11 protein-coding genes are annotated in these 23,006 nt (G+C 40.3%); 7 read left to right on the forward strand and 4 right to left on the reverse strand.

The genetic code is table 11. The features are described from left to right. Positions 1-677: 677 nt before the first annotated feature. The 3 genes from C7972_RS12315 to C7972_RS12325 are packed head-to-tail and all read left to right on the forward strand — an operon-like array spanning position 678 to position 4,650. Complete coding sequence (locus tag C7972_RS12315; RefSeq protein ID WP_110356479.1) at positions 678-3,044, forward strand: TonB-dependent receptor; 2,367 nt, start codon at positions 678-680, stop codon at positions 3,042-3,044. Positions 3,045-3,050: 6 nt separating this feature from the next. Next, complete coding sequence (locus tag C7972_RS12320) at positions 3,051-3,896, forward strand: DUF4249 domain-containing protein (RefSeq protein WP_110356480.1); 846 nt, start codon at positions 3,051-3,053, stop codon at positions 3,894-3,896. Positions 3,897-3,918: 22 nt separating this feature from the next. Beyond that, the gene (locus C7972_RS12325) at positions 3,919-4,650 is read left to right on the forward strand and encodes an HAD family phosphatase (protein WP_110356481.1); all 732 of its coding nucleotides are present in this window, start codon (positions 3,919-3,921) and stop codon (positions 4,648-4,650) included. Between the two features lie 94 nt (positions 4,651-4,744). Here C7972_RS12325 and C7972_RS12330 read toward each other — a convergent pair whose 3' ends face one another. The 3 genes from C7972_RS12330 to C7972_RS12340 all read right to left on the reverse strand — a co-directional run bounded on the left by C7972_RS12330 (position 4,745) and on the right by C7972_RS12340 (position 10,761). Next, positions 4,745-6,685 carry a sialate O-acetylesterase gene (locus tag C7972_RS12330; protein ID WP_110356482.1) on the reverse strand — a complete coding sequence of 647 codons (1,941 nt, stop codon included), beginning with the start codon at positions 6,683-6,685 and terminating at the stop codon, positions 4,745-4,747. Between the two features lie 224 nt (positions 6,686-6,909). Next, a complete protein-coding gene (locus tag C7972_RS12335) occupies positions 6,910-8,571 on the reverse strand; it encodes a DUF5597 domain-containing protein (protein ID WP_110356483.1) in 1,662 nt (553 codons plus the stop codon). Positions 8,572-8,619: 48 nt separating this feature from the next. After that, positions 8,620-10,761, reverse strand: a complete 2,142-nt coding sequence (locus C7972_RS12340) for an alpha-glucuronidase family glycosyl hydrolase (RefSeq protein ID WP_110356520.1) — start codon at positions 10,759-10,761, stop codon at positions 8,620-8,622. Positions 10,762-11,261: 500 nt separating this feature from the next. Here C7972_RS12340 and C7972_RS12350 point away from each other — a divergent pair, with 500 nt between their 5' ends. From C7972_RS12350 to C7972_RS12365, 4 genes are all read left to right on the forward strand, one after another. Next, complete coding sequence (locus C7972_RS12350) at positions 11,262-15,401, forward strand: two-component regulator propeller domain-containing protein (protein WP_110356485.1); 4,140 nt, start codon at positions 11,262-11,264, stop codon at positions 15,399-15,401. Positions 15,402-15,751: 350 nt separating this feature from the next. Further along, positions 15,752-16,810: an endo-1,4-beta-xylanase gene (locus C7972_RS12355; RefSeq protein WP_110356486.1), complete on the forward strand. Its 1,059-nt coding sequence runs from the start codon at positions 15,752-15,754 to the stop codon at positions 16,808-16,810. A gap of 33 nt (positions 16,811-16,843) precedes the next feature. Beyond that, positions 16,844-18,304 carry an MFS transporter gene (locus C7972_RS12360; RefSeq protein WP_110356487.1) on the forward strand — a complete coding sequence of 487 codons (1,461 nt, stop codon included), beginning with the start codon at positions 16,844-16,846 and terminating at the stop codon, positions 18,302-18,304. Between the two features lie 13 nt (positions 18,305-18,317). Next, positions 18,318-19,346 (forward strand): glycoside hydrolase family 43 protein, encoded by a 1,029-nt coding sequence (locus C7972_RS12365; RefSeq protein WP_110356488.1) that lies wholly within the window; start codon positions 18,318-18,320, stop codon positions 19,344-19,346. Between the two features lie 255 nt (positions 19,347-19,601). Here C7972_RS12365 and C7972_RS12370 read toward each other — a convergent pair whose 3' ends face one another. Continuing rightward, a complete protein-coding gene (locus C7972_RS12370) occupies positions 19,602-22,907 on the reverse strand; it encodes a VCBS repeat-containing protein (protein WP_110356489.1) in 3,306 nt (1,101 codons plus the stop codon). Positions 22,908-23,006 lie beyond the last annotated feature (99 nt).

Below are 23,006 nucleotides of genomic sequence, written 5' to 3' on the forward strand. Positions count from 1 at the left end.
TTTTTTTGGGGAAGATATGCAACCTTTACTTTTTTAGGATGTCAATAGGCTATATAATAATCATGAATATCAAAAATTGAAATCAAAAAATTACCGAAGAAAAGAGATATCCCCCATTGAGCAGGGCAGAACCTTAGATGTTGGTTGGTTAATATCGGATAGTGGTGTTGCCAAACCCATTAATAATCATAGGAAGGAAATAAGGCATCTACATCCGGGTAAAGGAAATACGTATGGCGGCCGGGGTGCAACATTGTCAATTTTCAATATAGTTGCCTGTTATGATATCAAACCCTAAGAAAATACTGAATAAGGTTCGGATTTTCAATCCAGAACGTTTGAAAGGAAATGAATGCGCAATTTTGCCAGGAAAATAACCAATGAATTATGGCAGTACCCATTGGAACCATTAGCTAAAAAAGGTAGCCTTGCCGGCACAAGCACATGGGCATATGCCTTGTTGGTATTTTGGAATAATGACAAACATAAACATAATTAGTAATCCCTTTAATCATAAAGAAAAATAGATGTAGCAAAAATTATCAAGTATTCAGCAGAGGTACCAAACACCTTGGGAGGTTTATTCATCAATCAAAACTAAAAGGTAACGGCAAAAGGCTGTCTTAGGTACATAAAAAAAACGAACAATCAATAATGAAATATTCAACAAACAAAGAATGAAAAATATTTTTTTAGCATTTATGTTATTCACGGCCATAATATCCGCTCAGGAAAAGTATACCGTAAGCGGAACCATTATGGATAGTAGCAATGGGGAAACCCTCTTTGGGGCCTCGGTCTTTTTGGAAGGGACCACCATTGGTGTCACTACCAATGAATACGGTTTTTACTCTATCACCGCTCCAAAAGGGAATTACAATATTATTATTTCCTATATCGGATTTACTGAATTAAAAAAGGAGTTAACCTTAGATCGGGATCATAAAATTGATTTTGAAATCATGGAGTTTTCCACCCAATTGGACGAAATTGTGTTGACTGCCGAGGAACCGGAACGTGCCATCCTTAGAAAACCGGAGATGAGCGTTTCCAAACTAAACATTAATACAGTGAAACAGATGCCAGTGGTATTGGGGGAATTGGATATTATAAAATCTCTTCAAATGCTTCCAGGAGTCACCAATAATGGAGAGGGTTCCAGTGGGTTTCATGTTAGAGGTGGTGCGGCCGACCAAAATTTGGTACTGCTGGACGAGGCCATTATTTACAATACCTCCCATTTGTTAGGTTTCTTTTCGGTCTTTAATGCAGATGCCATCAAGGATATTAAATTGTACAAGGGTGGAATTCCGGCACGATTTGGAGGAAGAACCTCTTCAGTTCTGGATGTACGCCAGAAGGATGGGAATAGCAAAAATTTCGCCATGACCGGAGGACTCGGAATAATCTCTAGCAGATTGGCACTTGAGGGCCCTATGTTCAAGGAAAAAGGATCTTTCTTGATTGCGGGAAGAGGATCATATGCCCATTTGCTACTGAAGGCTGCAGGAGAGGATAACAGCGCAAATTTTTATGATTTGAATCTTAAGACCAATTACAACCTAAATGGGAGCAACCAGCTCTTTCTTTCCGGATATTTTGGAAGGGACGCCTTTGAACTCGGGGAAAGCTTTAACAGCAGCTATGGAAACTTGTCGGGGAATTTGCGCTGGAACCATATTTTTAATGATAGATTGTTCTCCAACCTATCATTGATCTATAGCAAGTACGATTATGACTTGGGTATTGTTATTGAAGAGTTCGATTGGATTTCTTCCATAAACAACTACAATATAAAATATGATTTAAAGTATTATACCAGTGAAAAATTTAAACTGGATTTTGGCGCAAGTGGTATTTATTACGATTTTGATCCAGGGCAAATTAGACCTACTTCCGAAACCTCCGAAATCAATCCTCTATCCCTAGACCGGAAAAAGGCTTTTGAAAGTGCATTGTACATTAACGCGGAACAGAAGCTGACCGATAGGCTAACGGTACAGTACGGTCTTCGATATAGCACTTTTAGTCGTATGGGAGGACAGGCCATGACCGATTATGTAGATGACAAACCAGTGGTGTATAACCCGCTATTGGGTATTTACGAAAGAGGCACTGCAGTAGGTGAGACCCCCTATGGGAAAAGTGAAACTATTAAGACTTTTGGAAATTTTGAACCTAGGGTTTCCCTGGCGTATCAGTTGAACGATTTATCTTCCATAAAAGCAGGCTATTCCAGGGCAGCACAATATATTCATTTATTGTCCAATACCACTTCGGTTACACCTCTGGATGTTTGGACACCCAGTGGGGAATTTGTAAAACCACAACTTTCCGATCAATTTGCCTTGGGCTATTTTAGAAATTTCTACGATAAAATGTATTCCTTGGAGGTGGAAGCCTACTACAAGACTACGGATAACAGGATAGATTATATAGACGGATCGGACCTCATAGGAACCAACAATATTGAAACAGAAATTTTGAACGGGGAATCCAGAGCTTATGGGTTGGAATTTTTGGCTAGGAAAAATGAAGGTAAATTTACGGGATGGTTTTCCTATACCTTGGCCAAATCCGAACAGCGAACTCCTGGCGGCAATGCGGGAGGCTTGGGAATCAATGATGGGAAGTGGTACAATACCGCTTATGACAGGACCCATGATTTTTCTTTGACCGGCGCCTATGAATTAAATGGGAAATGGTCGTTCGGTACCAATTTGGTCTTTCAGACAGGTAGGCCGGTTACCTATCCAAATGGTCAGTATACTTACGAAGACCTTTCCATTGCCAGTTACTCGGACCGAAATTCCGACCGCTTGCCAGCTTATCATAGATTGGATATTTCCGCTACTTATAAACCCAATAGAAAGCCCAATAATAGATGGAAAGGGGAGTGGGTCTTGGGATTGTACAATGTATATAATCACAAAAATGCAGCTTCCATCTCTTTTGGGCAGAATGTGGATACAGGAGCCAACGAAGCCACCAGAACGGCCATTTTCGGCATTGTGCCATCAGTAACCTATAACTTTAAATTTTAATAGAAAATGAAGACATATATAACGCTTGCAATTATTTCCATTCTTATAAGCTTTAGCTCATGTACCGATGTAATAGATGTTGAGGTGCAAACGGCTCCGTCTCGATTAACGATCGAAGCTTCCCTGGATTGGGAAAAGGGAACTTTGGGGAACGAACAAACAATTAAGCTTAGTACTTCTACCCCCTATTTTGGAGACCATAGCAATTCTGGTGTAACGGGTGCCTCCGTAATCGTCACCAACAATGATAATGGGGCAACATATGTATTTGATGACCAGAACAACGGGGAATATACCACTACGTCATTTGTACCGGTTTTAAACGGGACTTATACCTTGGAAGTTATTTATAATAGTGAAACCTATACGGCCACGGAAAAATTAACTTCGGTAGTAGATATTTCAGACCTCACCCAGTCGCGAAAAAAAGGTTTCAATGATGAAGATCTTGAAGTGAACGTTATTTTTACAGATCCCGAGGAGGAAGAAAATTATTACCTTTTCAAGTTTAAGGAACGGGGAGATCTTTTGCCTTATTTGGAAGATGCTGATGACGAATTTGTCAACGGAAACGAAATTAGTTGGTATTTTGAAAAGGAGGAAGATGATAGCACTGATAAAATAGAGGCATTTGTTCCAGGTGATATTATCGATATTGAGTTTTATGGCATTTCGGAACAATATTCCAATTTTATAAGGATACTTATTGAACAATCCGGGGGGACTGGCCTTTTTAGTTCCACTCCCGTTCCCCTAAAGGGAAATTGTATCAATGTTGACAATCCGGAAAATTTTGCATACGGATATTTTAGGCTTACCGAGATGGTGAAAAAAAGTTATACCTTTCAATAACTTTGGCCAATTTTACAACAAGATGATAAAAGCAATAATTTTTGATCTGGATGGAACCTTGGTGCATACCGAATTATTAAAAGCGGAATCTTATGCCCAGGCCATTCAGATTTTGACCAATGGCTCGGTAACACACAAAATGGTAGTGGACAGTTTCGGGCAGTATGTGGGACTTCCCAGGGCTGGAGTTGTGAACGGGCTCTTTGAGGAGTACAAGAGCCCATTATTGGAACATTTGAATGGTCTTGATAATGAAACTGTAAAAGAGAGGATTATAAGTGGCAGACTTGCCATATACCATGAAATGTTAAACGATAAAAAACTCTTGTCCAGTCATTTTTGCAAATATAACCTGGAGTTGCTGCATAGGGTTCACAATGATAATTTTAGAAAGGTCGTTGCTACCATGTCCCATCTCCGTGAGGCCGAAAAGGTAATTGGGGCCATGGGAATCCATGGAAAACTGGACATTGTCCTTACGAGCGATGATATTGTGCACGGAAAGCCGCATCCAGAGATTTATCTCAAAGTTAAAGAATTGCTCAAAATTGAATTCCATGAATGTTTGGTTATTGAAGATTCGTTAAATGGAATAAAAGCAGGTCTTGCTGCCGGGATGCACGTTTTTGCCGTAACCAACCACATTACCAGAAGCCAAGTGCATTCTGCAAATATACTTGCCCCGCTTTTTATTATAGACGACCCCAAGGAACTTATCAATAAGGTTTACCATTTTATTGAAAAGAACAAGTAGAATGAAGGGCAAGATATTTGTAAATCCTTGAAGCAGCTAAATGGGATATAAGAATATCCTAGGGTATTATAGAACTGGATGCATGGGTTTGGGATTAAGGTTTGGGATTGTAATTTCTAAACGGAGCGGCCGGAAGGCCTTCCTTGTTGTATAAATTGGCGCCAAAAGGGTTGTCTGCCCAGGCGTATCGGACATATGTTGGGTTAGCAACCTCAATATTTTTAACAACCACCGTATTACCGACTATTTTTGCATCTGCCCAGACAAAGTTTTCATCGGGCCCTGATATTTGAAAATGTCGCAGTGCCAGGCCATCATTGGACATTAACCCACCTCCCACCTGCTTGAAATAAATTACAATTTGACTATCCTTTATTTCTGAGGATTTAAAAATAGGCCCAGAACTCACAACGTTTTCGTTGTAGGCCAGCTTTTTGGCATTCAAAGCCAATCGTTGCCCAACACTTTCTTTGTTCAATGGGTGTATATCATTCCATTCTCCTAGGTCGGTAGCAACCACCATGCCGGTATTGGCAAGTTTAAGGGTATTCAATTGCGCCTGCCTCAATTCTGCCCATTGGCTTTCCGAAGGCATCTTTGCCTCTTCCATATAATTGGCCAATTGCACATAAATAAATGGGAAATCCCCCATATTCCATCTAGCTCTCCAGTTGTTTATCAAGGCAGGAAAAGTGTGATAATATAATTTTGGATTTTGGGTATTGGATTCTCCCTGATACCATATAGTTCCCTTAATTTTGTAATTTAATAGTGGGGCTATCATGCTGTTGAAGAGACCGGCAGGTTGCCACCTAATAAATGTTGGGTCTGGTAAAGGTTCCATAGTGGCTCCCAATTGGTATTTCCAACTGCCTTTTAAATCTATGCTGTCCTTTCCAACAGAAAGAAAATAGGGTTTATCCATGATAAAACCGCCCTTTCCCTGGTGGTTTATCAATCGTACGGTGATGGTATTTTTTCCAGGAACCAATACGTTACTGGGAATTTTATATTTTCTGGGGGGGTATTGATATCCAGTGCTGCCAATAAAAGTACCGTTCACATATACATGGTCCTGATCTACGCTTCGTCCCAGCCATAATTTTGCTTCCCTATCCACCATACTTTGGGGAATTTCAAAGGTTCTTCTAAACCAAACTACACCGTCAACATTAGGGAGACCTTGATCTTCCCAATAACCGGGAACCTGCATACTGCTCCATGTATCATCATTATAGGCCTGTAGAAACCATTCCGACCCCTTTACAAAACCTTTATCCGTTTCATTGAGTAGGGCAAACCAATCATGTTGACGCTTCTGGTCTTGCTGTTCTATATTGGAAATCAGGTCTGGATCTTTAAAGCGTTGCAGTGTGTTATAAGCGGAATCAAAAGGTTTTAAGGCGTCCTCGCTCATCCAGGCCTCAACAGGGGATCCGCCCAAAGCGGCATTGATCAGGCCTATGGGAACCTGATATTTTTCATATAGTTCCTTGGCAAAAAAGTAAGCAACTCCGGAAAACTCCATTAAATTTTCTGGGGATGCCTCCATCCAAGTTCCATTATTTAGATCTGTCTGTTCTTGGGTAAAATTATAGGTATCCGGCACCAAAAATTGCCGAATTTTGGAATTCTTGGAATTTTTTATGGCTTCGGGATAGTGGTCTTGAAGCCGTTTCATGGTCAGTTCCATATTGGATTGGCCAGAGCAGAGCCAAACTTCCCCAATGAGAATATTGTTAAGGGTAATGGTGTTTCTGTGACCTTTGAACTCCATTTTAAAGGGGCCGCCAGCCTTTTGAGCTGCAATGGTTACATGCCATTTCCCTTGGTTATCCGTTTTGGTATGGTATACCTTGTTTTTAAATTTTACGATTATTTCTTCTTCAGCTGAGGCCCAGCCCCAAATTTTAATGTCGGTCCCCCGCTGTAATACAGCACCATCACTAATTAGCTTGGGCAGTTTTATTTGGCACTGGAGCAATGGGAATTGCAGAATTAAAACCAGTAGTAAAAGTGTTTTTTTAATGTTCATTTTGTCTAGGTCTTTATTAGTGAAACTCAATTTTGAGAAGTCGGTAAGACGCACTTAAAATTGCAAGTTGAACTAATCCCGCCTTTTTCGGCGGGATCTAGGTTCAATACCTCTACCCTAGGGTCGATTCCTATTATTGGGTCAGGGCCTGCCTTTGTCGGCAGACAGGCCTGCCTATGTCGGCAGACAGGCCTGCCCTGAGGTTTAATAGCTTTTATTGTTGCTTATTCATAATCATATAGTTCCAGGCGTTGAATGTTATAGTTTTCCTTAAAAATACGGAGATGCCTACCTTGATGGGTCTGGTCTCCGTTCAGGTGTCGTATTATTTTCCATTTCATGTTTTCAAATACCCCTTCATCAACCTTTAGGATACCTACTTTTAAATTTGGGTCTTTAATATTTTTGAAGGTCACATAAAAACCATTTCCAGCTACATAAAACTCCTTGTTTCCCGTTTGAATGATTATGGCCCCGGCCATATCCCATGTTTCATTTTTGGCCTCGGCCTCCCAACCTAATTTATAGCTGTGATTAAAGGTAAATTCATAATTGCCCAACCTCACAATGCTCCCTATATTTTCCTTGTCCAATAATACCCCTTCCATACGGTTCAAACCTTGATTCTTTGTAATGAGGGGGGTAAGTTGGCCTATAAGGTCGTACATTCTGCCCAAGGGTTCATTATGTGGATCAACGGAAGATTCAATGGAAAAAGGGGAGAAGCCCATAGCTTGGTAATGACCAATGGCGTAGGCGGCCTTTCCCGCCACAGTATGGTCAAATTTATGTTCTGGAATAAAAAGGGGGTTGCCTTGGCGTACATAAAGGTCGTTCCAATACTTGAAATCCGGGTTGTAAAAATCCGGGGATAAAAAATCTATGGAAGGTGCGGCCGCTTTCCATACGTCCATTAAATGGGGAAGCGGACCTGCACTTGGATATTCCCCTGGTTTTTTCCCTTTTGCATTCAAGGCGGCATTTACAAACATGGGAAGCGGATAGACTTCCTTTCCGGCGGAAATGACCTCTTGGGTGAATTTGGCAAAATACCAAGCCATAAAGATTTCAGAGGTATGCTCCCCTATACCAAAAATTTCTTCCCAAGTGCCATTGGTTTTAAAACCATTTTTACTCCAAACCTTATGAAATTCAGGGACTAGGACTTTTTTGTTTTTGGATAAATAATTTATGAATTCCTCTGGAACTTTAGTGTTATATTTTTTATTGGCCAGTGGACTATGGTCTCGAGCCGAGGGTAACATACCAATTTCATTTTCTGGTTGTACCATTATAACAGTCTGTTCTTTGCCGTCAATATCTCTTAAGTGTTGCATTAAGGTTTTGAATGCCAAGCGGTCTGCCTGTAGGTTGTTTTCGCCAAACGGTGATAATATTTCTTGGCTTATCCCATTTTGATCCTTTGCTCTGGGGTATCTTTTTTGATTGGTCTTCACCCAGGCAGGCGCGTGGCTGGACATACTGTTTTTCCATGAACCAAACCATAACAATACTATTTTGAAATTGTTTTTCCTGGCCTCAAGAAGCAGGTCGTCCAATAATTTAAAGTCAAACTTTCCCTCCTCGGGCTCTATAAGTTCCCAAAAAACAGGAGCTAGTATAGTATTAAGGTTCATTGCCTTTAGTTTTGGCCAAACAGTTGCCATGTTCTCAACACTGGTAAAGGTAGAGTTGCCCAATTCACCACCTAAAATTAAATATGGTTTGTTCTTTACTATAAGTTGGGTTGCATTCCCTTGTTTTTTTAAATGAGGGATGGAATAACCTTCTGTGCCCCCTAATTGATTGGATTGGTTTTGTTGGGATAAAACAATACTGACGGATAACAGTAGTGCGCTGGTTAAAAGTGTTTTATAAATATTCATTCCTTATATTCTTTTGGGGCATGGCTAAATAATTCATTCCTTGGTCTTTCAGTCCCATTGAGGTCGGATGCCGGGGGCAAATGGAAATTTCAAGGACTGGTAATATTCCAAGCTCTTTGGTGATTTTTCAACCCCCACGGGGAGCGCTTTTTGCGAATAGGTCTGAAAATAGAGCAAGCAGGCATTACGCCACCATTTGGCCTCTTGCAACTGGATTTTCAGGAGCATTTGTACTTCTTGGAATTGTTCTTTGGTGATATAGGGCCGGGCATTGTTCCAAGTCTCGATCATTTCTTCTACTTGATCAACTCCTTCTTGATATTTTAGGGCCATGCCATCCCATAAACTATGACCATTTTTTAAGGTATAATCCCAGGGTAAGTGGTGAAACCACAACAGATATTCTTCGGGACATGTTTTGGGGTCGTTAAAGGCTTTTGCCACTTCTGGAGCATATTGCCCAGTGGCATTGCTACCACTATGGCTACGATTAAATCCGATCCCCTTTGTATCTGCCTTATGATAGTAGGTAGGGTTCCATTCGGGCCTGCTTAATTCGTGCACCCAAGGCCCTGGGCCGTAATGGTGGCCAGTATCAAAAATATGGTGTAACCCTAGTGGATTCATGTAATTCACCACCGCTTCCCTGGAGTCGAGCATCATTTTTTTTACCGGTTCAACAAAATCGGGGTCATTGGTATAGGTAGCTCTAAGCCATTCGTCCGCTATGGTCCCTGCACTGATATAGGGATCCCAAGCCAACCTTCCAAAACCATACCAATTGGCTTGGGCAAAAGGATGGCCGGTCCAGTTAAGATCGTTTCCAATATTGGAAACACCGGCCATCCCCGATATCTTATGGTGACCCAAGGAGCCATCCACAACCTTGGCCACTGTAGATCCCTTGCCTTTGCTATAGGTGTCGGAATCTAGTACTTCTTCGTACAATTTGGGCAAAAAGACCAGATGGGTACTAAAACCCAGATATTCTTGGGTTATCTGAAACTCCATCATCAATTGGGTATTGGGCATGGCGCCAAACATGGGGTGAAAGGGTTCCCGTGGCTGAAAATCAATGGCCCCATTCTTTGTTTGAATTAAAACATTGTCGTTGAACAGACCATCTAAAGGAACGAATTCCGAGAAAGCCTGTTTGGCCCGATCTTCGGGATCGTGTTCGGAATAAACAAATGCCCTCCAAATAACAAGACCATTGTGTGGTTGTAGGGCCCTGGCCATCATATTGGCCCCGTCCACGTGGTTTCTTCCATAATTTTGTGGACCTGGCTGTCCTTCGGAATTGGCTTTCACCAAAAAACCGCCAAAATCAGGAATTAAGGAGTAGATTTCGCTGACTTTATCGTTCCACCATTCTTGGACTTTTGCGTCCAAAGGGTCGGCAGTTTTTAAGCCGCCAATTTCCATAGGGGCGGAAAACCGTGCCGTGAGATAGACTTTAATGCCGTAAGGCCTAAAAACATTGGCCAAGGCACTAACTTTTTCCAGATACATAGGGGTCATGATCAGGGAGTTGGCATTGACATTGGTCAAGGAGACGGCGTTTATGCCAATGGAGGCATTTGCCCTGGCGTAATCCAAATAGCGCGGGTCCAGATACTCTGGTAATTTATGCCAATTCCATAAGGAAAAACCGGCATAGCCCCTTTCCACACTGCGGTCTAGATTGTCCCAGTGGTTGAGCATTCGCAAGTCTATCTTTGGAAACTCTAAAAGGGAAACATTGCTTAATTCTTTGTGTTGTTGCATCAAATTTAGTAGGCGAAATACACCATATAGTATTCCAATATCTTCATTGGCAGCAAGTACAATAAGTTTTTTTCCCTTATGGGTAACGGATTTTAAGACAAACCCCTCGTTGCCTACTTCACCGAGATTATCGGACAGTTTTTTCTTGAGAGTAGTATCAAGCGTAGCAGTTTTGGCTATTAGAAAGGTGTTATTTGTATGTGGGGCCTCCGTAAAATGGAGTGTGATTCCCAACATTTTTTCCAGGCCCGTGGTCATTTCTTTTTTAGCAGCTTTAAGCACCTCACTCCCATCTTCGAAATAGATGGAATTGGTCAGGTCTTTATATTCCTTTAATAGCAATGGTTTCCCAACCTTATCATATCCCAACCAAAGATGATATCCATCGGGCGATTGTGGGAAGGCACAGGCTATGAATGCCATAAAAACTATTATTGTTGGTTTTATACAGAACATTATAAAATCTTTAATTTTTACTTTTAGGTACTCTATAAAATTAATGAACAAATTAATTGACACATTAATAGTGGGAACAATTAAATTGTGTTGTGTTATCCGCCGGCAATTTTTGAAAAACAGGCATAGGGCATATTGCAGGACTTTATTCAATCAAGCCGGTTATAAACCGTATAATAAATTATCCAAATCCGGCCATTTAAAACGGCTTCTTCCAGTCAAAGGTGTTGGATTCCTAGTGAATAGAATAGCACGTATGTTGCCCATTCTAGTAATTATGGCGCATTTGAATCAGGATGCAATTTTTTCTAATTATATTGATACGTCCTAAGTGGTATAGTTGTCGCAAAGCCAGAGGGGTACCTCTGGTTTTCTGACTACTTTTATGTCCATTTTGGATATTTCCATATTTTATAAGAACCATTGTTGGTTTGGTAGATATACTATTGATACTATTTTAGAAAATTATGAAAGTTGCCCTAATTCTAAAAGTCGGCATTGTAAGTATAATGTTAACCCTAGGTAATATAAATGCCCAGAGTTATGGGGAGGATTATACTTTTGTTAATATTGAGCAGAACAATACACTACGTGCTGTCTCAAGCATAGTCCAGGATAGTTTGGGACTGATTTGGATGGGTACCAATGGCGTTGGACTAAAAAAATATAATGGTATTGAAATCAGCTCCTATAAACAGGATTCCAATCATGAAAGAACCCTCAATAGTTCCTTGATATATGTAGCTTATGTTGATAGATCCAATAGATTGTGGATTGGCTCGGAGGCAGGATTAAATTTATACGATCGCGATTTTGATGAATTTAAAAATGTAGTTCTATATAAAGATTCCATAGCCTTGGAGAACGTTCCTATTAGGGCCATTCAAGAAAGTTCCGATGGGACCCTGGTTATAGGGTCACATTTTAATGGTCTTTTCAAAGTAGATCAAAACCAACTCAAGGGGTATAGTATTCCCATTCAAACTACCGTTCCCATTCCAGAATTACAAATAAATAGTTTAATTCAAAGTAGTACCGGAAAAATATTGATGGGATCCAATAAAGGTCTTTTTGAATACAATGGCACTATTGCCAATCCTATTTTATCCACCTTTGAGGCCCATGGGGATGAAACGGAATTCTTGTATAACATAGAGTCTATGCTTCAAGATGATGAAGGGTCCATTTGGATAGGTACCTTTTCCAATGGTCTTATAAAAGTGGAAGTAAGCCCATTCAATTCATATGAAGTACATAATTATAAAATTAGTAATCAACGTATCCTGTCTTTGACCCAAGCACCTGACGGTAATATTTTGTGCGGAACGGAAAACGACGGTCTTTTCGTGTTGAAAAAAAATGGGGTCGTCCAAAAGAATTACCGGTATAACAAATTTAACTCCAATAGTATAAAGTCTAATTCCATTTGGTCATTATATGTAGATACCCAAGACCGTATTTGGATAGGGTATTACAATAATGGGGTAGGGGTCTATGATAGGCTTTATGACAAGTTCAAGGATATAAAAAGTCTGGCCAATTTAAACAATTCCTTGCAGCTACCCTCTGTAACCAGTATTGTAAATGATAAAAAGGGCAATATATGGATCGGTATGGATGGAGGAGGTATTGATATCTATGACCCCAATAAAAAGAATATTGTACATCTGAAAGACCCGAACAATAAGTTGGTTTCCCAATTGAATGCGGGGGATATAGTGGTCCTTTTTATGGATAGCAATGATAATCTATGGGTTGGTACCTGGAATTCGGGAATATTTTACCTGCCCAATAATGCCAAGGCCTTTATAAATTACAATACATCCAATACCAATGGTGGGTTAAAATCGAATCGTATAATGAGCTTTTCAGAAGACTCCAAAGGAGTTATTTGGATAGGTTCCTATGTAGAAGGTTTGCATTCCTTTGATCCAGGAAGCAAAAGTTTTAGCCATCATAACAATACTATTTTTGATGACCCAAGTCCTGGACAAGGAGCAATGCGCATAGTTTTGGTAGATAAAAATGACACTATTTGGATGGGAACTACCAGTGGCCTGTACAAAATTTCTTCTGATTTTGGCAAGCCCCAAAAGGTTATTTCCCTACGGGAAAGCATGCATCAAGATGTAGAAAACAAACTTGTAGTGGATGTAATAGTGTCCTTGTATGAAGACAGTAAGGGGCATTTATGGATAGGGACCGATGGTGCGGGTCTTTGTAGGTATGATCCAGTAGGTGATGCTTATACTTGGTATGGGAATAAAGATGGCCTTGGTCAAGAAACAATAGCCTCTATTTTGGAAGATGACAATGGGGATATATGGATGGGAGGAAACAATGGTTTGTCCCATATGAATGTAGTTGATGGTACGTTCAAGAATTTCGATATGAATGACGGTCTTCTTTCAAACGACTTTAATTTCAATTCTTCGTATAAAGACGAAAATGGTATTTTGTATTTTGGTAATTACGGCGGTATCAATTATATAGATCCTAAAAACATGAAGTACAATAACAATAAACCGTTGGTGTATTTTACTGATTTCAAGCTTTTTAATAAATCGGTGGTTCCAAACCAGGAAGACTCCCCCTTAAAAAAAATAATTGGACAGACCGAAAGTCTAAGTTTAAACCACCGCCAGTCCGTTTTTACTATCGAATACGCGGGCATCAACCTTACTAGGCCTAAAAAGAACCAATATGCCTATTATTTGGAAGGCTTTGAGGATAAATGGAATTATGTTGGAGAGAATAGAAGTGCCACTTATACCAATCTGCCTCCAGGGGATTATATCTTTAAAGTTAAGGCATCCAACAATGATGGCATTTGGAACGAAACTCCAAAAACGCTTAAACTGAGCATTCTTCCTCCATGGTGGGCTACAAACTATGCCTTGATATCCTACATACTTCTTTTTTGTTTGATCACTTATTTTTTGGCGCATTTGGCCAAACAAAGAATAAGAGAAAAACGAATTGTGCAATTTGAAAGGGACAGAAGAATACAGGAGGAAACCTTGAATGACAGAAAAATACAGTTTTTTACCAATATTTCCCATGAATTTAGAACACCCCTGACATTGATACTCAATCCTTTGGAGGATATCATGGATGACCCTGGACTTGTGTTAAGTAGAACGGTGAAGGAAAAATTGCGTATTATCCATAAAAACACCACCAGACTCAAGCGTTTAATTGATGAATTGATGGATTTTAGAAAATTGGAAATCAATAAGTTGTCCATTAAAATTTCTGAAATGGAAGCGATTGCCTTTGTCAAGGAAATTGCCGGACATTTTGAAGAGGAGGCAGTACTTAAGAATATTGTTTTTCAAGTGGAATCAGATGATTTTCCCATAACGCTTTGGAGCGACCCCTCTATGTTGGAAAAAATAATTTTCAATATACTTTCCAATGCCTTCAAGATAACTCCTGACAATGGAGAGATTACCGTAGGGGTTTTTAGGTGCAACCATAAGGTAAGCTTTCCGTTGATATATGGCGAAGAGACTGTTCAGGCCCTGGAAATTTATGTACAGGATACAGGAAGCGGTATAAAAAAGGAAGAAATCGTCAAGGTTTTTGAACGTTTCTATCAGGTGGAGAATATGAACAGTCAATATTATGGTGGAACCGGCATCGGCCTAGAGGTAGTCAAGAATTTTGTAGACCTATTGAAAGGGAAGATAGAAGTGGAAAGTGAAGAATTCAAGGGGACCAAATTCAGGGTTTTCCTCCCCTTAGGGAATGCCCATTTTAAACCCAACGAATTGTTTTTACCTCCTAAGAATGATATTGACCACATTGGTCGGCAGGAATTTGAGGAGGAAATAACACATCAAATATTGGGAACCAACTTGCAGAAGACCTTACTTATTGTTGAGGATAATACAGAATTAAGGGATTACCTTAAAAACGAATTGTGTGGTGATTATATGATTATCGAAGCTGTTAACGGTGTACAAGGTTTGGATTTGGCTACTAGAAGAATTCCGGATATGATACTAACCGATGTAGTAATGCCGGAGATGGACGGATTTGAATTTTGTAAACATATAAGGGAAGATATTAAAACCAGTCATATCCCATTATTGATGTTGACTGCCAAAGCCATGACCGATGATTGGGTCAAGGGTATAGATTCCGGTGCCGATGTATATTTGAGCAAGCCTTTTGATATGAAGGTCTTAAAGGCGCAGCTCAAACAAATAATACATAGTAGGCAAGTGCTTTTCAATAAATATTCCAATGATTCCAACAACGTACAGATACCTGGTAATTCGACCCAACTGGACAAAAAATTTATCACCAAAGTCTTGGCCCATATTGCTGAAAATATGTCCGATGAAAACCTCAATGTAGAACATTTGGCCGATGAACTCAACTTGAGCAGAAGTCAATTGTACCGAAAGATAAAAGCGCTGACCGGGTATTCGGCAAATGAGTTTTTGCGTAAGATAAGATTGGAAAAGGCAAAGCACATGTTGGTAAACGGTAATGAATCCATTAGTGAAGTATGTTTCAAAGTTGGATTTTCATCACCTTCCTACTTTACCAAATGTTTTAAAGCCCATTTTGGGGTGTTGCCCACCGAAATAAAATAAAGGAAATTTTTCAAGGGTAATGTACCATGTACATAGATTAGGGAATCCATGGGATATCCTTGAGCAGCTCTATGATAGGATATATGCAAATATTCAAATTGGATTTTAGTTAATCGCATATTTCCTGTATGCCCCAAATGTTTTAAAAACCGCATCAAATGTAGTATCCAAAGGCTGCGAATATGGCGATTTTTACCTTTTGAACTTTAATCAGGTTTGCACAGGATTTTTACTCAATATCAATACCGATCCCAAAATAAATTCAATTTTAAATTATGGTCCCCAATTGTAAAATAATGTTCGTATTCCTTGTCACGTTGTTTGGCATATTTGGATGTGGGCATAAGGTTATGGAAAAGGATACATCGCAAACAACCCAAATATGTAGCCTTAAAGATGTCTTTTTAAACGATTTCTTTATTGGGGCCGCAGTTAATGAACAGTTGATAGACGGAAAGGATTCCTTGGCCCTGAAACTGGTGACCAGTGAATACAACTCCATAAGCCCGGAAAATGTAATGAAGTGGATGTATATACACCCCGAGCCTAAAACGTTCAATTTTGAAAAGGCCGATAGGTATATAGCTTTAGGCTTGGCAAACAACCTTTATACGCTAGGGCACACCCTTGTTTGGCATAGCCAGGCTCCCGATTATTTAAATAAAGTAAGCGATAGTGCTACCCTGGTCCGGTATCTTGAAAATCATGTAAAAACACTGGTAACCAGATACAAGGGAAAAATAGCCGCTTGGGATGTGGTAAATGAGGCTTTAAACGAAGATGGTTCCTTAAGAGAAAGTGTTTTTTTAAAGTTCTTGGGAGAGGATTATATTAAAAGGGCTTTTGAATTGGCGGAAAAGGCCGATCCGGAAGCTCAATTGATCTACAACGATTATAATTTATGGAAACCGGAAAAGAGGAAGGGGGTTGTTAGGTTGGTAAAGCGGTTACAGGATAGCGGAATAAAAATAGATGCCGTAGGGCTACAGGGACACTGGAATTTATCCGAACCTTCACTGGTAGATATAGAACAAAGTATTATCACATTTAATGAACTAGGGCTAAAAGTCCATTTTTCAGAATTGGATATTAGTGTACTACCCAATCCTTGGGACCTCGTAGGGGCAGAAATTAGTCAGAATTTCGACGAGAGCTCATATATGAACCCTTATCCGGAGCGTATACCGGATTCGGTTCAAATGGCATTGGCCAATCGTTATCAAGATATTTTTAAGCTCTTTTTAAAGCATAGGGAAAAGATAGATAGGGTCACTTTCTGGGGTATAAGCGATCAAGGATCTTGGCTCAATAACTGGCCCATAAAAGGTAGGGTAAACTATCCCTTGCTCTTCGATAGAGAATTTAATCCCAAAATGGCATATGACAGTATAGTTGCCCTAAAATTATGATTATGCCTTATCTCAAATTAAACTAAAGTATACATGACTAACATTTCACAAAAATTATCCATAAGGGAAAAAATTGGATATAGTCTGGGGGACTTGGCCGCCAACTTGGTTTTTCAGACCTTAATGACCTATTTGGCCTATTTTTATACGGATATTTATGGTCTTGAGGCCAACCATGCCTCCGCAATTATTTTAACGGTAGGGCTTGTAGCGGCCTTTGGATTTAATCCAATCATAGGAGCATTGGCCGATAGGACAAAATCCAAATGGGGGAAATTTAGACCTTGGATTCTTTGGACTGCCGTTCCCTTGGGAGTTGTGGCGTTATTGGCTTTTAGTACCCCGGATTTTGAGTATAAGGGTAAAGTAATTTACGCGGTGGTAACCTATACGCTTTTACTCCTATTATATGCAGCCAACAATTTGCCGTATTCGGCCTTGAGCGGTGTAATAACCGGGGATATGGCCGATAGGAATAGTTTATCGGCCTATCGATTTGTGGCTGTAATGTTTGCCCAGTTTTTTGTGCAGGTCTTTATGTTGCCCATCATAGAAACTGCCGGCGGTGGTGATAAGGCGATCGGAATTGAAAAAGTGATGACTTGGTTGGCAATTATTGGGACCGTAATGCTACTGATCACTTTCTTTACCACCAAAGAACGTATTATTCCTAAGCCAGAGCAATCCTCTAGCCTGGCAGAAGACATTAAGGATTTGTTTAAAAATAGGCCATGGGTCATTATTCTGTCCGTAACCACCTTGGTTTTTATTACCCTTGCCCTGAAGGGAGGTGCTTATGTGTATTATTTTGAAAATTATGTAAGTAAGGAAAAGCTAACCCAGTTTATACAACCTATGTTGGATACCTTGGCTGGGATAGGTATTAACTTTTTTGGTGAAAATCCAGTGTCGGCCGGTTTTGGTCTATTCAATGCCGGGGGTATTATATTTATGATCCTAGGCATTACACTTTCAAAGGGTTTTGCGGATAAGTATGGTAAAAGGGATGTTTTTAGCGTGGCCTTGTTTATGGCAACCTTCTTTATCTTTATCTTTTATTTCTTTTCGGAAGAGTCGGTGGTGTTGATCTTTCTTTCGCAAATACTTCACGGCTTTTTCTATGGTCTTACAATTCCATTGCTTTGGGCAATGATAGCCGATGTGGCGGATTATTCCGAGTGGAAAAACAACCGCCGGGCCACAGCCATCATTTTTTCCGCTATGATGGTAGGCTTAAAGGGAGGTCTGAGTATTGGTAGTGCACTGGTGACATGGATTTTAGGCCTGTATAATTATATAACCAAAGAGGCTGCTGTAGCAGGGGAGGCCATAGTGCAACCGGAAACTGCTGTTCAAGGGACTAAATTGTTGGTAAGTATTTTTCCTGCCATTCCATTTTTGATTGCCATAGCACTTCTACTGTTATATGAAATTGATAAAAAAATGGAGGTTAAAATAGAACTTGATTTAAAGGAACGAAGAAATAACGGATAAAAAATTATAGACCATGCCAGAAGAACCCATATCCCATATCGATTTTGATGAATTAAATTCAAAGGCCATTTCCCAGCCAATTGTAAGCCATTTGTATACAGCAGATCCCTCTGCACATGTGTTTGATGGTAAGATTTATATTTACCCCTCCCATGATATTGATGCTGGAGTACCCTTTAACGATAACGGGGATCATTTTGCCATGGAGGATTACCATGTAATATCTATGGATACCATTCACGGACCGGCCGTGGATCACGGAGTTGCCCTACATGTTAAGGATGTTCCCTGGGCGAAAAGACAGCTATGGGCTCCCGATGCCGCTCGTAAAAATGGGAAATATTATCTCTTTTTTCCGGCTAAAAGAGCCGACGGTATTTTTCAAATAGGGGTGGCTATTTCGGGCCGTCCCGAGGGGCCATTTATAGCCCAACAGCAACCTATTTTAAAAAGTTATAGCATAGACCCGGCAGTGTATGAAGATGAAGACGGAAGCTATTATATGTATTTTGGAGGTATTTGGGGAGGACAGCTTCAGAAGTATAGGAAGAACAGCTACAACGATGCGCATGAATTGCCACTGGCCCATGAACCAGCCCTCTTGCCCTTGGTAGCTAAAATGACCGATGACCTTTTGCAATTTGCAGAGGACCCCAAGCAGGTGGAAATACTGGACGAATACGGTGACTTACTATTGGCAGGAGATACCCAGAGACGTTTTTTTGAAGCTTCATGGGTTCATAGGTATGGGGGTAAATACTATTTTTCATATTCTACAGGGGATACCCATTTTATTTGCTATGCGGTAGGGGAGAGTCCCTATGGCCCTTTTACGTATTCGGGACGAATTTTAAACCCCGTTGTAGGTTGGACATCACATCATTCCATTTGCGAGGTGGACGGAAAATGGTATCTTTTTTATCACGATTCAAGTCTGTCCAAAGGAGTCACCCACTTGAGATCCGTTAAGGTTACGGAGTTGGTCCATAGGCAGGATGGGAGCATAGAAACTATTGACCCCTACAATAATTTATTAGTGTAACTCAATTTTGAGAAGTCAGTAAGACGCACTTAAAATTGCAAGTTGAACTAATCCCGCTTTTTTGGCGGGATCAAGGTTCAATACCTCGACCCTAGGTTCGATTCCTATTATTGGGTTCAGGTCCTGCCTTTGTCGGCAGACAGGCCTGCCCTGAGGTTTAATACCCTTTATTGCAAATTTAAATTTTCCGTTTTCACCTCCCTTAGTGGGGTGTCTGAATGTTTAGGCGGGCGTGAATTGTTAGCTGTTTTGCCATTAATTAAGTTGAATGAATTGAAGGTAATCATTGTTTTTGGCCGCTATAATATAGGATGTTTTATTGGTGTTTATAGGGAGCATGTCCTTAACATCCCCAGGGACAAAAAATCCACTTTGGTCGGGAGGTACCGATGTAAAACCGCCTTTTCCATTTCCTTTTAGGAAAAGCCCATGCCCGGCGTCATTACGGGGTGTTTCAACTTCGGAGACATGTAGGTTGCCTGCAATTAAACAATCCAAATAACCATCTTTATCATAGTCTTTCACTAGGATTTTATTGATGCTGGAAGTCTGCGCTTCCCTTGGGAGCAGATGTTGGACCAATTTGCCATTTTTATTTTCCAAATAAATACTGGCAAACGATTTTACCTGATAGTGCAGTGAAGATTCCAGTGCCTTTTCACTATAAACATCTTCTAGGGTAGCCTGGGCAAAACTCTCATAGTCCTGGAATTTTTGTTTAATTCCTGGTATCTGTTGAGAGGAACATTCCCTTCCCCTTAGTGGGTATTGCTTCCCATCATTATAATAACTAAGCACAATATCGGCGGCGTTATCCTTGTCAAAGTCATTGGCATAAATATCGAATGTCTCCTCCTTTGTCGCTTTGTACTTGTAGTTTAAACCATTGTTTCCTACTATGTAATCCATGTCGCCATCCCCATCAAAATCTCCTTGTTCAATGCTCCACCACCATCCGGTTGAATCTTTGGTAAGTCCCATTTCCTCAGAAACCTCTTTGAATCCGGTAACAGTATTTTTAAAAACCCTTATGGGCATCCATTCACCGACTACAATAATATCCAACCGATTGTCATTGTCTATGTCTGAGATTACAGCGCTTGTAGCCATTCCTAGGTTTTCAAACCCTGGCGCATGCATTTCTGAAGAAATGTCAAATTTAACATTATTGGCAGTGCTTACATTTTGTAGGATATAACTAGTAGCAGGAGACGGATAGTTGCCTGGGACTTGTCTGCCCAAGACCAATAAATCTTCCCTGCCATCATTGTTAAAATCTGCATGGTACACTTTTGAACCACTATTTTTTATTGGGGGCAAGGCGTTTTTATGGGCTTTTGAGAATTTCCCTGCTCCGTCATTTAGGTATAACCTGTCTTGTAAGGATTCTGAATTTGGGGAGAATTCATACCCGCCGCTTACTACATAAAGATCATTGTCCCCATCCCCGTCGGCGTCGAAAAGTATAGCTCCTGAATCCTCGCTTAATTTGTCTTCCTCTAAAAAATAGGAGGCCACTTTTTTAAATGTATTGGATTCTTGAATAAAAACACTTCCAGGAGATCCCGCTGATCCCCCTACAAAATAATCATCCATCCCATCGTTGTTCATATCACCAACGGCTATGGCCGGCCCAAAGGCGGACATCTTATGGGGCAGGAGTACTTGTATGCCAAAATCGTCAAAGTCATTTTCCTGATGAAGGTATTTGGGAAAGACTTCGCTACTATCCGTTGTAAACAGGAACTTATTGTCTGTGGCAGGAATTTCATGGATACGGGCGTTGGAATAATCAAAAATTAGGGTCTGATTAGGGTCTATGTTCTTTAGCTCTTCAATTTTACCATCTGCCCAAACCACTTTTAAATGGTCAATTTTGGGGGACTTGCCCAGCCCGAAATGTAGTTCAGGAGCCACAGAGGATTGAAACCCTCTTGTTAAGGTGAGCTCTTGCATCTGTGTTTGTCCTGCGGTTGTTAGATACACCCTGTTGCCAAGACCAAATTTATTATCGGGTAATCCGTTAAATTTAATTTTTAGATGCCCATTTAATTCCGAACTTTTATTCTCAAAAACCGAGGCATAGTCATCAAGGTTATTGGTGATAATTTCGAGATCCCCGTCATTGTCAAGATCGGCGTATACCACCCCATTGGAAAAACCTTTGTATTCAATCCCCCAGCTTTTGTTTGCTTTCTCGAACTCCAAGTTTCCTTTGTTTCTAAATATAAAGTTGTCTATTTTTTCGGAAGGGATGGCCTGACTCAATTGCAAAAGGCTGTCTGAACTTAATTTTATGCCCTTTAACTTATTAAAATAGTCATTGTTGTTGATTTCCCTTCTTGTGCCGTTGGATACAAAGAGATCCTTTAGGCCATCGTTATCAAAATCGGCGAATAAAGGCCCCCAGCTCCAATCGGTGGAGGAGGTTCCCGTAAGCCTCGAAATATTGGAAAAGTGTGGTACCCCGTCTTCAAATACCCCAGAATTCAACTGCATACAGTTATGCATATATTGGTATCCAAATCCTGAATTGACAACGTCCCAAAACAGTGCTATGTTCATACTGGCCATATTGGTTTTTTTACGCCTATTGTCCTTGGCATCCATATCTACCTGAAAGATATCCAAGTTGCCGTCATTGTTGAAATCGGCAATGTCAGCTCCCATACCGTAGAAGGATGTATGTTGGGTGGCCTTCTTCACCACTTCCTTAAAAGTGCCATCCTGGTTGTTGATAAACATATAATCGGGAGATCTAAAGTCGTTGGAAACATAGATGTCTGGCCAGGTATCATTATTTAGGTCCCCCACGGTGGCACTCAGCGTTAGACCAAAGTTTCTAAGTCCTGATTCGTTGGTGACATTGGTAAATTGATCCCCGTCGTTCCGGTACAGATAATCCATATTGGTATCGGATACGTTTTTCATGTTATATAGGTAGACAAATGAAGGTGAATCAAATTTGGTAGGAGGATAATTGGCAACGTATAGATCCAAATCCCCATCTTTGTCATAATCGAAAAAAGTGGCCTGTACACTATTTCCCAAATTGTCCACTCCATATTTCTCGGCCATTTCCTCAAAAGTACCGTCGCCTTTATTCACAAACAATTGATTGTTTTTTTTGCCAAATTTGCCCCCCACAGAGCAATAGATGTCCAGCCATCCGTCTCCATTTATATCGGCCATGGTTACCCCGGTGTACCAACGGTCGTCCCCGCTTACGCCGGCATTTTCGGTAATATCCTCAAATTCTAGGTTCCCTTTGTTCAAATATAGTTTGTTGGGTACTTGATTCCCCGTGAAATAGATGTCCAATAGGCCATCATTGTTAATGTCACCGGTTGCTACACCACCTCCCATATATAGATAGGAATAGGTAAAATAATTTAAGGAATCATTTTCTGTAAGGAGGTTACTAAAGGTGATTCCCGTTTTAGGATGATCCAGGGATCTAAATATTTTGCCTCCGTTCAATTCCTCGTTTTTGGAACAATTGACCAATAGCATCAAACCAATTGAAGCAAGAACGATTTTCCCAATCTCTGTAATTTTCATTGCTTTTATATTTAATTCGTGGTGATAATTTACGTCAATTATACCTTATAAAAAACAGCGTACCTGGGCACGCTGTTTTAAAACTAACTAATTAACCAA

Origin of the sequence: Arenibacter sp. ARW7G5Y1 (assembly GCF_003201775.1) — a bacterium.
Lineage (GTDB): Bacteria > Bacteroidota > Bacteroidia > Flavobacteriales > Flavobacteriaceae > Arenibacter.

Excerpts from the sequence above, each read along its gene's own strand:
- C7972_RS12315 (WP_110356479.1), top strand. The coding sequence starts at position 678 with ATGAAAAATATTTTTTTAGCATTTATGTTATTCACGGCCATAATATCC.
- C7972_RS12320 (WP_110356480.1), top strand. The coding sequence starts at position 3,051 with ATGAAGACATATATAACGCTTGCAATTATTTCCATTCTTATAAGCTTT.
- C7972_RS12325 (WP_110356481.1), top strand. The coding sequence starts at position 3,919 with ATGATAAAAGCAATAATTTTTGATCTGGATGGAACCTTGGTGCATACC.
- C7972_RS12330 (WP_110356482.1), bottom strand. The coding sequence starts at position 6,685 with ATGAACATTAAAAAAACACTTTTACTACTGGTTTTAATTCTGCAATTC.
- C7972_RS12335 (WP_110356483.1), bottom strand. The coding sequence starts at position 8,571 with ATGAATATTTATAAAACACTTTTAACCAGCGCACTACTGTTATCCGTC.
- C7972_RS12340 (WP_110356520.1), bottom strand. The coding sequence starts at position 10,761 with ATGGCATTCATAGCCTGTGCCTTCCCACAATCGCCCGATGGATATCAT.
- C7972_RS12350 (WP_110356485.1), top strand. The coding sequence starts at position 11,262 with ATGAAAGTTGCCCTAATTCTAAAAGTCGGCATTGTAAGTATAATGTTA.
- C7972_RS12355 (WP_110356486.1), top strand. The coding sequence starts at position 15,752 with ATGGAAAAGGATACATCGCAAACAACCCAAATATGTAGCCTTAAAGAT.
- C7972_RS12360 (WP_110356487.1), top strand. The coding sequence starts at position 16,844 with ATGACTAACATTTCACAAAAATTATCCATAAGGGAAAAAATTGGATAT.
- C7972_RS12365 (WP_110356488.1), top strand. The coding sequence starts at position 18,318 with ATGCCAGAAGAACCCATATCCCATATCGATTTTGATGAATTAAATTCA.
- C7972_RS12370 (WP_110356489.1), bottom strand. The coding sequence starts at position 22,907 with ATGAAAATTACAGAGATTGGGAAAATCGTTCTTGCTTCAATTGGTTTG.